This window comes from Kitasatospora sp. CM 4170, from assembly GCF_032110285.1.
In the GTDB taxonomy this organism is placed as follows: domain Bacteria; phylum Actinomycetota; class Actinomycetes; order Streptomycetales; family Streptomycetaceae; genus Kitasatospora; species Kitasatospora aburaviensis.
The window spans coordinates 1,195,454-1,209,407 of sequence record NZ_CP134877.1 but is presented as its reverse complement, the minus strand read 5'-3'; the positions used below and the strand labels follow the sequence as shown (position 1 = coordinate 1,209,407).

General features: G+C 75.1%; 11 protein-coding genes and 1 pseudogene. 7 read left to right on the top strand and 5 right to left on the bottom strand.

Features of this window, described 5'->3' with window-relative positions; translation table 11 throughout:
• Window positions 1–175 precede the first annotated feature (175 nt).
• From RMN57_RS05140 to RMN57_RS05120, 5 genes are all read left to right on the top strand, one after another.
• On the top strand, window positions 176–757 hold the full coding sequence (locus RMN57_RS05140; protein WP_313762171.1) for a GNAT family N-acetyltransferase: 582 nt from the start codon (window positions 176–178) through the stop codon (window positions 755–757).
• 135 nt (window positions 758–892) lie between these two features.
• Window positions 893–2,683, top strand: a complete 1,791-nt coding sequence (locus RMN57_RS05135; RefSeq protein WP_313762170.1) for a glycosyltransferase family 2 protein — start codon at window positions 893–895, stop codon at window positions 2,681–2,683.
• A 212-nt stretch (window positions 2,684–2,895) separates the two neighbouring features.
• A complete protein-coding gene (locus RMN57_RS05130) occupies window positions 2,896–5,169 on the top strand; it encodes an acyltransferase family protein (RefSeq protein WP_313762169.1) in 2,274 nt (757 codons plus the stop codon).
• Between the two features lie 1,196 nt (window positions 5,170–6,365).
• Entirely contained in the window at window positions 6,366–6,587 is a 222-nt protein-coding gene (locus tag RMN57_RS05125) for a hypothetical protein (protein WP_313762168.1), read from the top strand.
• A gap of 386 nt (window positions 6,588–6,973) precedes the next feature.
• Complete coding sequence (locus RMN57_RS05120) at window positions 6,974–7,600, top strand: class I SAM-dependent methyltransferase (protein ID WP_313762167.1); 627 nt, start codon at window positions 6,974–6,976, stop codon at window positions 7,598–7,600.
• A gap of 1 nt (window position 7,601) precedes the next feature.
• Here RMN57_RS05120 and RMN57_RS05115 read toward each other — a convergent pair whose 3' ends face one another.
• Window positions 7,602–8,030 carry a VOC family protein gene (locus RMN57_RS05115; RefSeq protein WP_313762166.1) on the bottom strand — a complete coding sequence of 143 codons (429 nt, stop codon included), beginning with the start codon at window positions 8,028–8,030 and terminating at the stop codon, window positions 7,602–7,604.
• An 89-nt stretch (window positions 8,031–8,119) separates the two neighbouring features.
• On the bottom strand, window positions 8,120–8,680 hold the full coding sequence (locus RMN57_RS05110) for a TetR family transcriptional regulator (RefSeq protein ID WP_313762165.1): 561 nt from the start codon (window positions 8,678–8,680) through the stop codon (window positions 8,120–8,122).
• 83 nt (window positions 8,681–8,763) lie between these two features.
• On the opposite strand from RMN57_RS05110, the gene RMN57_RS05105 reads away from it, so the two are divergent.
• Window positions 8,764–9,618, top strand: a complete 855-nt coding sequence (locus RMN57_RS05105; RefSeq protein WP_313762164.1) for a patatin-like phospholipase family protein — start codon at window positions 8,764–8,766, stop codon at window positions 9,616–9,618.
• A gap of 143 nt (window positions 9,619–9,761) precedes the next feature.
• Here RMN57_RS05105 and RMN57_RS05100 read toward each other — a convergent pair whose 3' ends face one another.
• From RMN57_RS05100 to RMN57_RS05090, 3 genes are all read right to left on the bottom strand, one after another.
• Window positions 9,762–11,549 carry an alpha/beta fold hydrolase gene (locus tag RMN57_RS05100; RefSeq protein WP_313762163.1) on the bottom strand — a complete coding sequence of 596 codons (1,788 nt, stop codon included), beginning with the start codon at window positions 11,547–11,549 and terminating at the stop codon, window positions 9,762–9,764.
• 226 nt (window positions 11,550–11,775) lie between these two features.
• A complete protein-coding gene (locus RMN57_RS05095) occupies window positions 11,776–12,363 on the bottom strand; it encodes a TetR family transcriptional regulator C-terminal domain-containing protein (RefSeq protein ID WP_313762162.1) in 588 nt (195 codons plus the stop codon).
• Window positions 12,364–12,567: 204 nt separating this feature from the next.
• Window positions 12,568–12,993: a DUF6193 family natural product biosynthesis protein gene (locus RMN57_RS05090; RefSeq protein ID WP_313762161.1), complete on the bottom strand. Its 426-nt coding sequence runs from the start codon at window positions 12,991–12,993 to the stop codon at window positions 12,568–12,570.
• Window positions 12,994–13,213: 220 nt separating this feature from the next.
• Between RMN57_RS05090 and RMN57_RS05085 the strand changes: the two are divergent.
• A pseudogene (locus RMN57_RS05085) lies at window positions 13,214–13,915 on the top strand (serine hydrolase domain-containing protein); the annotation flags it as partial.
• Window positions 13,916–13,954 lie beyond the last annotated feature (39 nt).

Sequence of the window (13,954 nt, the reverse complement as noted above, 5' to 3'; positions counted from 1 at the left end):
GGCGCCTCGCGCAGGAGGTGGCGGAAGATCCACGGTGGCCGGGCGGGGAGGGGGTGGCGCAGCCCGCAGGCCGGACCGCCTCCGACCGGTGCTGTGGCACGATTCCAGTGATCGGTACCGGTCCGGTACCGGATCGGCATGCGTTCGGCCGCCCCACCGGAGAGACGAGGACCCCGTGCCCGAGACCACCCGAGAGACCGACCGGCCCCAGGCCGCCACAAGGACCGTCGACCTCGCCTTCCGCCCCGCGACCGTGGCCGACGTGCCGGCACTGGTGGAGCTGGTCGAGTCCGCCTACCGCGGCGACGCCAGCCGGACCGGCTGGACCACCGAGGCCGACCTGCTGGACGGCCAGCGCACCGACGCCGAGGGCGTCACCGCCGCGGTCACCAACCCCGACGGCGTCGTCCTGGTCGCCGAGCCGGACGGCGAGCTGATCGCCTGCTGCCAGCTGGAGCGCCGGGGGCGGCACGCCTACTTCGGCATGTTCTCCGTCAGCCCGGCCCACCAGGGCGGCGGGCTGGGGCGGGCCGTGCTGGCCGAGGCCGAGCGGTTCGCGGAGGAGGAGTGGGGCGCCGTCGAGCTGGAGATGACGGTGATCGAGCAGCGCGACGACCTGATCGCCTGGTACGAGCGCCGGGGCTTCCACCGCACCGGCGTCTACTCCCCGTTCCCGTACGGCGACGAGCGCTTCGGGATCCCGCGCCGGCCGGACCTGAGGTTCGAGAAGCTGGTGAAGGTGCTTACCCGGCAGTAGGTCTGACCTGCCGTCAAGCGATGACCGGGGGCGATGCGGAGATGTCATACCTCGTTCATTATTGGTCTAGGCCAATGTGAGAGGGTGGCGGACGAACGGCCACGTTCCGTCCGAGCCCAGGGGGGCCATTTCCGCATGCCCGTAGCCCGTGGCACCGCCATGCCCGCTTCCGACACCGGTCCGCGCCACCACGTCGCGGACGGTGCCCCGCGACCGCCCGCTCCGCCCGTCCCGTCCGTTCCGCCCGTTCGGCCCGGACCTCCCGGGCCGCCCCGACTGCCCGCCCCGCCCGACGACGAGGAGCTCTACTGGTACTTCGGCCCGCAGCGCCGCTGGGTGCTGCTCTGCGCCACCCTCTCCTACGCCGGCGCCACCGCCACCCTCGGCCTCTTCGCGCTCAGCCGGCCGCTGCTCTGGCCATTCCTGGTGCTGACCGTGCTCAACGCCGCCACCTGGCTGCTCTCCCTGGCCGACGGCCAGCGCGCCCGCCGGTTCACCCGCGACTCGCACGACCTGCTGCTGCGCGCCTGGCGGCCGGCCCGCTGCCCCTCCGTCGACCTGCTGCTGCCCACCGCCGGTGAACCGCTGGACGTCCTGGCCAACGCCTACCGGCACACCGCCGCCGTCCGCTGGCCCGGCGAGCTGACCGTCCTGGTGCTCGACGACGCGGCCCGCCCCGAGGTCCGTGAACTCGCCGAGTCCCACGGCTTCCAGTACCGGGCCCGGCCCGACCGCGGCCGGTTCAAGAAGGCCGGCAACCTCAACCACGGCCTGGCCGAGGGCAACGGCGACATCATCGCCGTCCTCGACGCCGACTTCTGCCCGCGCCCGGACTTCCTGCACCACCTGGTGCCCTACCTCGACAACCCCGAGGTCGGCATCGTGCAGAGCCCCCAGTGCTTCGACACCGACCCCGGGATGTCGTGGCTGGAGCGGGCCGCCGGAGCCACCCAGGAGATCTTCTACCGCTGGATCCAGCCCTCCCGGGACGCCCAGGACGGCACCGTCTGCTGCGGCACCAACGCGCTCTACCGGCGCGCGGCGCTCGAACGGGTCGGCGGATTCGCCGAGATCGACCACAGCGAGGACCTCTACACCGGCCTCTCGCTCGCCCGCGCCGGCTGGACCACCCGCTACGTACCGGCGCTGGTCGCCAAGGGCATGTCGCCCACCGGCCTGCCCGCCTTCATCAGCCAGCAGTACCGCTGGTGCCTCGGCTCGCTCGCGCTGGTCGGCGATCCCGGCTTCCGGCGCGGGCCGCTCTCCCGCTCGGCCCGGCTCTGCTTCTGGAACGGCATCCTCGGCTACCTCACCAGCGCGGTGAACGTCTTCGCCGTGCCGCTGCCGGCGCTGATCATGCTCTTCTTCCGGCCCGACGAGATCGAGCCCTGGCAGGTGCTGCCGTTCCTGCCGCCGATCTGGGTCGCCCTGGTCCTGCTGCCCGCGACGTCCCGCACCCGTTGGCGGTTCGAGGTCACCCGGGTCCAACTCCTCGGTGGGCTCTGCCACGTGGTCGCCATCGCGCACGCGCTGCGCCGGCGCAGCGCCGACTGGGTGCCCACCGGCGCCGTCTCCGGCGGCAGTTCACTCGCCCGTACGGTCGCCCGGATCGGTGTCGGCTGGCTCGGCCTGGTCGTCGTCGCGGGCGCCGCCGGCCTCGTGCGTGCCGTCGTCCTCCACGGCTGGCAGCCCTACTGGGCGCTCGCCGCGCTCCTCGGACTCACCGCCTACACGGTGGTCCCGCTCCTCCGGGCCCTGTGGCCCCTGCTGCGCGGCGGCAACGGTGCCGCCGTCGCCGAAGTCGCCCCGCCCGCCCGGCGCGGCTCGGACCTCGGCTTCGGCCGGGCCGAGGCGGTCGCCGTGACGGCCGTGCTGCTGCTCTGCGGCCTGCTGGCCTCGGGCTGGGCGGATCCGCTCGTCTTCTGACGATCAGCCATATCACTTTCTGTTCGGCTGAGTTCCTTCAGATGGCCGAGGTTGCGCCCGGCCGGCTTCCTCCCTGTTCCGCCGCTCTCCCTGCTCTTCCTGTTCTTCCTGCTCTTCCTTGCGTCGCCCCACCGGCGCGGATCCGCCGCCCGGCCGCCCCATCGGCCCGGCGGCCCCGACCCACCGCTGCCAGTCAGGCAAGGAGCACCGCCGTGACCACGGCCGTACCACCGAACGCCGTACCTCCGAACGCCGTACCTCCGCATGCCGGGCGCCCGCCCGGCGAACCGTCGCCCGGCGAACCGACGCCCCGCGGCGCCCTCCGTCCCGACCTCACGACCGCCGCTCCCGGCAGTGGCGACACGGCCGATCAGGCCCCGGCGGCCGACTCGCTCGGGCTGGTGCACCGGCCGGCCACCGGCGCCGCACCCAGCTCCGTCACGTCCGCCTCCGCCGTCGTCGTCCAGGGTGAGGAGACCCGCCGGCGGGCGGCGTTCCGCCCCGACATCGAGGGCTTGCGCGGCGTCGCCGTGCTCTCCGTCCTCGCCTTCCACGCCGCCGTTCCCGGCTTCACCGGCGGCTACGTGGGCGTCGACGTCTTCTTCGTCGTCTCCGGATTCCTGATCACCGGCCTGCTGCTGGGCCGCCCGATCGGCCTCCGGGACTTCGCCGCGCGCCGCGCCCGCCGCATCCTGCCCGCCGCCGCCGTCGTCCTGGTCGCCACCGCCCTGGCCGGGGGCGCGCTGCTCGACCCGCTGCGCGGCACCGACCTGGCCCGGGACCTGATCGCCGCCGCCGGGCAGTTCGCGAACTGGCGCTTCGTCGGCGAGCAGACCGACTACCTCGCCGCCGAACGCGACCCGAGCCCGCTGCAGCACTTCTGGTCCCTCGGCGTGGAGAACCAGTTCTACCTGCTCTGGGGCGTCCTGCTGCTCGGCCTCGCCCGCTTCCTCGCCGGCCGCCGCCGCACGGCGGCGATCGTGCTCGCGACCACCGCGATCGGCGCCGGATCGCTCGTGCTCTGCATCCGCTGGACCGCCGGCTCCGCGCCGCTCGGCTACTTCTCGACCGCGAGCCGCCTCTGGGAGTTCGCCGCGGGCGCCTGCGCCGCGCTGCTCGGCCCGGCATTGGCAGGCCGGTCGGCGGGTACGGGCCCCGCCGGGCGCGCGCTCGGCCGGGTGCTGCGCCTGGTCGGTTGGACCGGTGCGGTGGCCGTCGTCGTCGCCGTCTTCCGCTACGACCGCAACACACCCTTCCCCGGTACCGCCGCCCTGCTGCCGGTCCTCGGCACGGCCGCCGTCCTGCTCGCCGGCCCGGCGCACCGGTCCCTCGGCGCCGCCGACGCCGGCCGCCTGCTGGCCGTCCGCCCGCTGCGCGCCGTCGGCCGGCTCTCCTACGCCTGGTACCTCTGGCACTGGCCGGTCCTGACCATCGCCCAGGCCCGCTACGGTGCGCTGCCGTGGACCACGCTGGTCGCGCTCACGGCCGCCGCCGCCCTGCCGGCCTGGCTCACCCTGCGGCTGGTCGAGCAGCCGCTGCGGTACGGCAGCAGCCCGGCGCCCAGCCGCGGTCTCGCGGTCGGCGCCAGTGCCCTGGTGATCCCGCTGATCGCGGGTCTGACCCTCGGCGGCGGGACCGTCCGGGCCCTCGGCAGTACCGACGCCCCCGTGGTGGTCCCGGCCGGCGCGGTGGACGGCCCCGCGCTGCTCGCCCCCGGCACCCGGGTGCTCGGTCTGACGCCGTCGCTGGCCCGGGCCCGGGAGGACTTCCCGCCCGGCAAGGGCTGCGAGATCCCGCTCGGCGCCGACACCAGCCCGCGCTGCCTGTTCGGCGACCAGACCAGCCCCGACCGGATCGTGCTGCTCGGCGACTCGCACGCCGGACAGTGGATCTCCGCCGCGCTGACGCTCGCCGAGCAGCGGCACTGGGCCCTGGAGGTGCTGGTCAAGCCCGGCTGCCCGCTGGCCGCGCTGACCGTGCGGAACAACGTCCTCGGGCGCACCTTCGAGGAGTGCGACCGCTGGCGGGAGAACACCCTCACCCGGCTGGCCACCGGCCCCCGGCCGAAGCTGGTCCTGATGGCGGGCCTCAACCGGTACGGGAGCCAGGAGGAGCGCGCGGACGGCTGGGCCCGCACCCTGGACCGCCTCTCCGCGGTCGGCGCGCCGCTCGCCTACCTGGGAGACACGCCGATGCCCGGCAAGGACATCCCGACCTGCCTGGCCGCCTCCGACGGCCGGCCGGACGCCTGCTTCTTCCCCCGGGAGTCCGCCTTCGAGCGCGACCCGCTGATCGAGGGCGGACTCGCCGAGCGCTACCGCGTCCGGGTGCTCGACCTCGGCCCGTTGCTCTGCCCGGGCACCGGCCCGGACTGCCCGGCGGTGCTGGAGGGCGTCGTGCTCTACCGGGACACGGGGCACATCACCGACACGCTCGCCCGGGTGCTGGCGCCCCGGCTGGACCGGGGGCTCCTGGGCGCGGGGTGAGGCGTGGGGCCGGCAGCCCGCCGGTGACCTGCCGGTGACCTGCCCCCGGCGGACGGGGCCGGGGCGCGGTGCTGGGCCCCGACCCGTCCGCCGGGTCTGCTGTGTTCGCTGTGTTCGTCCCGGCCGGCCTGTCAGCCGTAGAGGCCGTGGCAGAGGTGGGCCTGCTCCGAGCCGGCCGCCCAGCGGCCCAGGCGCTCGGCCTGCTCGCAGAGCGAGCCGATGCCGGGCACGGTCGGGCCGGTCGCCGGCGGGTTCGGGGCCTTGTTCGGGGCCGGGGCAGGGGTCGCCGGAGCCGCGCCCGGCCCCGCGGTGCCGCCGCCCGCCGGTCGCGACGGGCCGGGCCGGGCCGTACGGCCGGGCTTGGACCGGGGCGCCGCTGCGTGGTCCGGCCCCACGGGCTCGTCACCGGGACGGGCCGGAGCCTGCGCCTCTTCGGGTGAGGGGGCCGGTTGGGGTGCGGGCGCGGCTTCCGGAAGGGCCGAGGCAGGGGTGGGCGCAGCGGCGGGCGGCGACCCGTCCGGCACCGACACCGGCTCGGGCACCCCGCTGCCGGACAGGGTGGGGGAGACGGACGGAGTGGACGAGGGAGCTTCCCCCGGAAACGCCACCACCCCGGAGCCCTCGTCACCCGACCCGGGCCCGCACATCACCAGGACGGCCGCCAGGGCGGCGACCGTCCCGCCCGCCGTGACCGCCCACCGCAGCCGCCGCCGGCGCAGCGGCCCGGCAGCGAACGCCGCCGCGCCGGCCGATGCGTCCGAGGCCGTCGTGCAGCCGGACCCGCCCGCACGGGCCGAGCCCGCCGAGCCCGTCCTGGGGAAGGGCACGGGCGTGGACGCCGGTGCGGAGCGGCCGATCGCCGGTCCGGGGGGAGGCGGCGGCGGTACCGGCGGTGGCTGCCACGCATGCTCGGGCCACTTCCACTGCCCGCCCTCCGATTGCCCGCCCATCGCTCACGTCCTCCTGCCGAATGCCGCCGACCACCGGCGAGCCGATACCCGTGCTCAACGAGCGCGCCGTCGCGGGGACATGACTCGTAAGGGGGATCACTCCCGGGAGTCGTCCCGCGCGCCCTCCGGCCGGCCCGCCGCCGCGCCCACCGGCTCGCCGCTCGGTTCGCGGCCCGCCCATGCCGCCCGTACGCTGCCTGCCGTACCCCGGGTGCGGACGCCCTGGGTGCGCCACATGCTGGGGGCATGGAAACCAACAAGCCCCTGGTCGAGGTCGCCGAGTTCCGCACCGACAGCCGCTACCGCCTGGTCCGCTTCGAGGGCCACGGCTGGGAGCCGCTGGGCCCCGAGGAGTTCGAGCCCCGCATCCACCAGCTGTTCCCGGACCTCGACCCGCACGACCCCGCCCGCGTCCAGTGGGCCGACCGTCCCTGGGAGTGGCCCGCCTGGCACCCCGGCGAGGCCTGATCCCGACCGAGGGCCCGGTCGGGGAGCCGGGCGGACAGGCCCCCGGTCCCGGCTGTTCGCGCGGCGCCCGGGTCGCCGTCCCGGACGCCGCGCGAACAGCCGGGCGCGGGAGCCTCTCGACGTCGAGGATTCGTTCGGGGTGGGAGCGCCGGGGCGCCCTCGGGGGACTCGTTCCACCAGGCCCTGACATGCGATGCCCGCCGGCAGTTGGAACGGCGCGGAATCCAGGGCAAGATCGTCGTGAATCTGCGGGCCGACCGTTCGGCCGCGGCCGGCGCCGTCCCGGGTCCGACCCGGCGATCGACCGACCGGGCGTACGGGTTGCCCGGGGCGTGATCCGAAGGACACGCCCCAGGCCCGCGCCGGGCGTCGGAGGGGGAGCTGTGGTGAACGGGCTGGCGAGCAACGCGGGTTACGGCGAGCGGGCGGAGGAGCTCGTGCGGCAGTACGAGGCCGTGACCTTCGAGGAGGTGCACCGCGAGGTCCTGCACCTCTTCCCCGAACAGCCCTCCGCCGTACTCGACTTCGGCGCAGGCACCGGCCGCGACGCCGCCGCACTCGCCGCCCGCGGCCACCGGGTCGTCGCGGCCGAGCCGACGGCCGAGCTGCGCCGCGCCGGGCAGCGGATCCACGGGGACACCGGCATCCGCTGGGTCGACGACGCGCTCCCCGAGGCGCCGGCGCTCCATGCATCGGGCGAGCGCTTCGACCTGATCCTGCTCTGCGCCGTCTGGATGCACCTGGCCGACCACGAGCGGCCGTCGGCGATGGACACGCTCGCCCGGCTGGTCGCTCCCGGCGGGCGCGTCCTCCTCTCGCTGCGGCACGGTCCGGTGCCGCCCGGCCGGCGGATGTTCGAGATCACGCCCGAGGAGACCATCGCGCTCGCCCGGGCGCGCGGGCTGGACCTGCTGCAGGTGACCGAGCGGACGGACCTGCACGACCGGCCGGGCGTCAGCTGGCACCTGCTCGGGTTCGAGTCGCCCGCCTCACCGGGCCGGGCCACGGCCTGACTCAGTCGAGGCAGAACTCGTTGCCCTCGGGGTCCTGCATCGGGATGCACGCGTCGTTGCCGTCGTAGAGCGTCTGCACGTGAACGGCGCCGAGCGGGACCAGTCGTGCGCACTCCGCTTCGAGCGCGGCGAGGCGCTCCTCGCCCACGAGCCCGGTGGCGACCCGCACATCGAGGTGCACCCGGTTCTTGGCGGCCTTCCCCTCGGGGACGCGCTGGAAGTACAGTCGCGGGCCCGCCCCCGAGGGGTCGACGCAGGCGAACCAGGAATCCCGCTCCTCGGCGGGCCGTGAGCCCTGGTAGTCGTCCCACGTGGCGAACCCCGCCGGTGGCGGCGGTACGACGTACCCCAGCACCTCGCACCAGAAGCGGGCGAGGCGCTCGGGTTCCGCGCAGTCAAAGGTGACCTGGACCTTCTTGATCGCTGACATCCGCGCACCCTACCAAGGGAGTCGCTGCCGTTCGGCCCGTTTCCGGTGGCACCGATCGAGGTGGGTGGAAGGGGCCGACGACGGCTCGTTCAAGGCCGGAGGAGTTCGCAGAAGCGGTCCAGCGCGTGGTCGGTGCGGTGGCGGTCCCCGGTGTTCGTGAGGTCGAACAGGAGACCCCGGACGACGGCCATGACCAGCGTCGGGGTGGCGGTGTCGTCAGGGCCGGTGGTGATGTCGCGGAACGTGGTGCCGAGGGTGTCGAACCAGTCCGTGATCGCCTCGGCCCGGTCCGGGTAGTTCTCGGGGTGGACGAGGCCGTCGGCGTGCACCTCGAAGAAGAGCCGGACGAACGGGGCGCGTTCCGGTGCGCTCATCCAGGCCCAGATGCCGCGCAGCCGCTCCTCCGGGGAGCCCGCCTCCGCCGGGAGGTTCGCGGCCAACCGTGTCGCACCGCGGCGGCGGGCCTCGGCGAGGACGGCGGCCACCAGCTCCTGCTTGCTGCCGAAGTCGTAGAGCAGCATCCGCGGACTGGTGTCGAGAGCGGCGGCGAGCGGCCGCAGGCTCAACCCGGCCAGGCCGTGCGCCAGTACGTAGTCGGTCGCCCGCACCAGCGTGGCCTCCCGTCGCGCGGGATCCGGGGGTCGTCCCACGGTGGATCGTCCTCTCGGTGCTGCCAACCTGAATATGCGTCAGTATATGGTACGACTGTTTCAACAATGGGAGGGAGACAGTCGTGCACTCACTCGATCGGGCACTCGCACTGGGCGCCGGAGGCCCCGTCGGTGCGGCCTGGATGGCCGGCCTGGCCTGCGGACTGCGCCGCGGCGGGGTGGATCTCGGCGAGGCGGATCTGATCGTCGGCACGTCGACCGGCGCGATCATCGGCGCAGTCCTGGCCACCGGCCAGGACCCCGGCCGGCTCGCCACCCCGGTGCGCCCCGCCGGCTCCGCCGGCACCCCGCCCCAGGTGGACGGGCGCCGGCTCGGCGAGGCGTTCGCGGTGCTGCGCAACGCGGCCTCCAACCCGGCCGAGGCGCGGCGCCGGGTGGGCCGGATCGCGCTCGCCGCCGAGACCGGCCCCGAGCAGGCGCACATCACCCGGATGCACGCGCTGGCGGGCGCGGACCACTGGCCGGACCGGAAGCTGCTCATCACCGCTCTGGACGCGGAGACCGGCGAGCAGGAGGTCTTCGACCGTGCGAGTGGCGCACCGCTGCCCGCCGCCGTGGCGGCAAGCACGGCCTTCCCGGGCATCTACCCGCCGATCACCATCGGCGGCCGCCGGTACATGGACGGCTCCCTGCGGTCGGCGACCAGCGCCGGACTCGCGGCCGGAGCCCGCACGCTCGTCGTGATCGACCCGCAGGCGCACCTGTTTCCCCGCGAGTTGCTCGACCGGGAACTGGCGGTCGCCGCGGCGCACACGGTGGTGACGATCGAGCCCGATGCGGCCTCGATACGCGCATTCGGCCCGGACCTCACCGACCGCACGGCGTGGGAACCGGCCTACCAGGCGGGTCTTCGCCAAGCCCCCGATGCCGCAGGGCGACTCCGCCCCGCCTGGAGCGCCGGATCCGGCACGGGCTGAGACCGCACAATCGCAGGCCGAGGGTTCGGCCCGGCCGCCCCTCGCCCTTGCGAGGGGCGGCCGGTGCGTTGTCAAGCGAGGACGTCAGTGGGACCAGCGGTGATCGTGGAGATCGATTCAGCTGGTCAAGGGCCTGAGGGGCGCTACCGGGAGGGTAGCGACCGGGTGAAGTCCTCGATCGTGAGGGCGAGTTCGCCGGGGTAGCCGGCCTGGGGGAGTGAAGGGGCCGGGACGAGGCGGACCGGCGTCGAGGAGGACGCCAGCAGGGCCGCCACCCGGGCTCGTTCGGACGGGCGGCGGGCACTTCGGAGCGCGGCTTCAGCCCGGCGGACCGCACCGGGGCGGTGCGAGGGGAGCTTGGCGACCACGGCGGAGTCCGGTCGCAGGTGCGGCGGTGCGACCAGGACGAGGCCGGACACGCGGTCCGGATGGTCCGCCGCGTAGCGCAGCGCCGTGGCGGCGGCGGTCGAGTGCGCCACCAGGAGGGGGCGCGTCCTCGCCGGTGCGAGCAGTTCGGCCAGCCAGTGGTGGTCCGGGGCGGTGGCCCCGGAGGAGCGGCCGAGTCCGGGCAGGTCGGGGGCGAGGGCCGGCTCGGAGAGCCGCGCGGCGACCCTTCGCCAGGCGTCCGCGTCGGCGCCGGCGCCGTGGAGGAGGACGTGGCGCGGGGCCTCGCGGTCCCCGAGCAGGAAGCTGCGGCTCCCGGCGACGGTGGCGAAGCCGATCGCGGCGAGGGGCGTCGCGGAGCCGGTGCCGGGAGCGGAGTCGACCCCGGGAGCGGAGCCGGTGTCGGGAGTGAAGCCGGTGTCGGGAGCGGAGCCGTCGCCCGCCCCGAAGCCCTCGGCCACCAGCCGGGTGGCCCAGCTTTGCAACAGCGGTATGACGGGCGGGTGTTGGAGTCCCGCGGCGTCGGCGAGGCGGTCGGCGGACGTCGTGTCGTAGGTGTCCTCGGAGAGGAAGGTGAGGGTCTCGGGGTCGGCGCCGGTGAGGGCGCGCGGCAGCCGGCGGACCAGGCCGACCGGGACCAGCCGGCGGGGCGCCGGCACCCCGAGGTGCTCGGCCACCACGGCGACGAGTTCGGCCAGTGGCGGGGTGGAGGGGTCGAGCACGGTGTGGGCGTGGACCGGTCCGTGGTCGTGCGCGGGGACGGCGGCAAGGAAGCGGGCGAGGTGGTCGACCGCGACCACCGGCAGGAACGTGCGCGCCGTTCCGGGCAGCAACGGCAGTCGGCCGTGCCAGAGTTGACGGACCAGCTCGGCCGGGCCGACGTACTGCCCGGCCTCGCCGGTCGCCGAGTGGCCGACCACGCTGCTCGGGTTCACCGTGGTGAGCGGTACGCCGAGCCGGGCGGCCTCGACGCGGACGGCGGCGTCGCCCAACTGCTTCGACGCCTCGTACGCGCCGAGGCGGGCGTAGAGCGCGTCGGTCTCGGCGTCCGGGAGCGGATGGCGCGGTGCGGGATCGCGGCCGACCCGGTAGCCGGAGAGGTGGACCAGTCGGCGGAGCCCCGATCGGGTCGCCGCCCAGTGGAGGACGTGGAGTGCGCCGTCCACGTTGGCGGCGTGCGCCTCGGCGCGGGGGAGGCCGAACTCGTAGCGGGCGGCCGGGTTGTGGACGTCGCGGACGCGGGTGAGCCGGGCCTCGTCCCCGGGTGAGAGGCCCAGGCCGGGGCGGGTGAGGTCGGCGGCGACGGTGGTCAGCGGCGCGTCGTCCGCCCCGTGTGCGCGGAGCCAGCGGCGCAGCTCGCGGTCCTTGGCCGTGTCGCGCCCGCCGCGGACGGCGGCGGCCAAGGGTTCGCCCCGGCGGAGGAGTTCGAGTACCAGCCAGCGGCCGATGAAGCCGGTGGCGCCGAGGACGAGCGTGCGGGGCGGTGGCGGCGGTGTCGGCGGTGAGGCGGGGGCGGCGGCGGGGTCGGTGCCCGGGGTGGTGGTCATGGCAGGGTGGATCCCTTTCTGTAGACCGGTCTGCATATTTTTGGGAGCTGCGTGAACGGCGGAGGGCTGGAAGCGCGGCAGGAGACGGGCGGGGTGCCGGGAGCCGGGCGTTGTCGGTGGACCGCTCGGCATCTTCGTGAGTGGCCGGTCGGCGGAGCCCGCCGGTCGACTCGTCAGGCGTGAGCCGTGACGCGTCCGGGGTCGCATCGTGGCGCTCCTTCGCGCGTCACGGCTGCGGTTCCTTGGCCGTGAGCAAGGTGCTCACGGCGTCCCGGGCGTCGTCCAGGGGGCGGCGGCTGCGTCGTACGCGAGCCAGTAGGACCGCCCCCTCCAGCAGGGCGAGTGCCTGGCCGGAGGTGGTCTCGGCGTCGGCGCGGCCGAAGCCCTGGGCGGTCAGGCGGTCGGTGACGACCTGCTGCCAGCTGCGGTACACCTCGGCGCAGGTGCGGCGCAGTGCCTCGTTGCTGCCGGACACCTCCAGGCCGACGGTGGCGATCGGGCAGCCCTTGGTGTAGTCGGACGCCTCCAGGCGGGCGGTGAAGAGCTCGGTGAGCCGCCCGATGATCGTGGCGGCGTCCGTGCCCTCGCGGGCCAGTGACGTGAGCAGTTCCTCGACCTCCCGGCCCGCCTGGACGAGTGCGGCGGCGACCAGTTGGTCCTTGCCCTCGGGGAAGTGGAAGTAGAGCGAGCCGCGGGGTGCCCCGCTCTCGGTGACGATCTGGTTGAGGCCGGTGCCGAAGTAGCCCTGCGCCTCGATCAGATTGCGCGTCCCGGCCACCAGCCGGGCGCGGGTCTCCTCGCCTTTGACTCCCATGACGGAAACAGTAGACCGGTCTTCATATTCTTGTCGACCTGTCGCCGACCGGGGAGCGGTCTCCCGGGCTGTGGGTGGTGCCTGATCTACTGCGTGACGTCGGATCGGACTCCGGAGGGGGCGCCATGGGTGTGTTGACGGACTACTTCCGCGCCCGGAGCTCGTCCGGCTCGCCGGGCGGGCGCGCGACGTCGGCGAACAGCTCTACTGCTGGATGTCCTTGTAGGACGGGGGGAGACGGGCCAGGACGAGCGCGACGGCCGCGGCGGCGGAGTCCGTCTCGCCGATGACCTCGCCCCGCCGGTGAGCCATCACGCGGAACCGCCCCTCCGGCAGCGCCAGCACGGCCGGGGTCCGGGCGGGCGACGGCGCGCCCGGGTCGGAGCCGAAGCACAGGACCCACATGGTGGTGAACGGGAAGAGCCGCCGCAGCCCCGGTTCGACGGCCGCCGCGTCCAGGAGGGCCACGAAGGCGTCGTAGCCCGCATCGGCGGCGTCGGCCCGCAGCCGCCGCCACTGCAGGTCGACGACGTGCGAGGGGCCGCGTTCACGCGCCTCAGCGAGCTCGGCTGCACGAGCCTCGGTGCGCTCGGCTGTACGGGCCTCGGCCAGGGTCCTCCGGTCGTTCACGCCCTCAGTCTGGCCGACCCGTCAAGTCGGCAGGTCGAGTACCCCCGTCAGTGGCACGGGTCCGGGCCACCGCCCCCGTTACGGCAGGTGGGTGGATTGCGCGGGGGACGGCGCGGCGGTGGCCGGGGCCGTCCCGGGCCGTCGAATACTCGCGCCGTGAGGCGGACGGCGGCGTGTCGGATCGGGGCCGCGCCGCCCGGACGAGGGAGGACGGACCTTGATGCATCGTCACGGCGCAGCCCGGCGGCCCACTGCCGGGCCGGGGCGGAGTGCGGCCCGGCCGGGTCTGCGCGTCGCGGCGCCGTTGCTGGCCGGCCTGCTGTTGAGCGGCCCGCTGCTCGCCGGATGCACCTCGGCGGCCGCGCCCGGTCCGGCGGCCGCGCCCGGTCCGGTGGCCGCGCCCATGCCGAGCCCCGCCTCCACCCCCTCCGGCACGGTGGCGACCGCTCCGCCGCAGCCGCCGCCCCGGTTGACGGAGGAGAAGGTGTCCGCCGCGGTGGGCCGGATCGACGGCTACGTCCAGAACGCCATGGCGACGACGGGCGTCCCGGGGCTGGCCCTCGCGGTCGTGTACCGGGACACGGTGGTCCACGCCAAGGGGTTCGGCGTCCGCCGGCTCGGTGAGCAGGAGCCCGTGGGCCCGGACACGGTCTTCCAGCTCGCCTCCGTGTCCGAGCCGATCGCCTCCACCGTGGTCGCCGGGGCGGTCGGCCAGAAGGCGGTGACGTGGGACGACCCGGTCTCCAGCCACGATCCGGGGTTCGCGCTGTCCGACCCCTGGGTGAGCGGCCACGTGACGATCGCCGACCTCTTCTCGCACCGCAGCGGCCTTCCGGACCACGCCGGTGACCTGCTGGAGGACCTCGGTCACCAGCGCGACTACATCCTCCAGCACCTGCGCGACCAGCCGCTCGCGCCGTTCCGGGCGAGCTACGCCCACACCGACTACGGCCTGACCGAG

Excerpts from the sequence above, each read along its gene's own strand:
- RMN57_RS05135 (WP_313762170.1), top strand. The coding sequence starts at position 893 with ATGCCCGTAGCCCGTGGCACCGCCATGCCCGCTTCCGACACCGGTCCG.
- RMN57_RS05125 (WP_313762168.1), top strand. The coding sequence starts at position 6,366 with ATGGAAACCAACAAGCCCCTGGTCGAGGTCGCCGAGTTCCGCACCGAC.
- RMN57_RS05115 (WP_313762166.1), bottom strand. The coding sequence starts at position 8,030 with ATGTCAGCGATCAAGAAGGTCCAGGTCACCTTTGACTGCGCGGAACCC.
- RMN57_RS05100 (WP_313762163.1), bottom strand. The coding sequence starts at position 11,549 with ATGACCACCACCCCGGGCACCGACCCCGCCGCCGCCCCCGCCTCACCG.
- RMN57_RS05095 (WP_313762162.1), bottom strand. The coding sequence starts at position 12,363 with ATGGGAGTCAAAGGCGAGGAGACCCGCGCCCGGCTGGTGGCCGGGACG.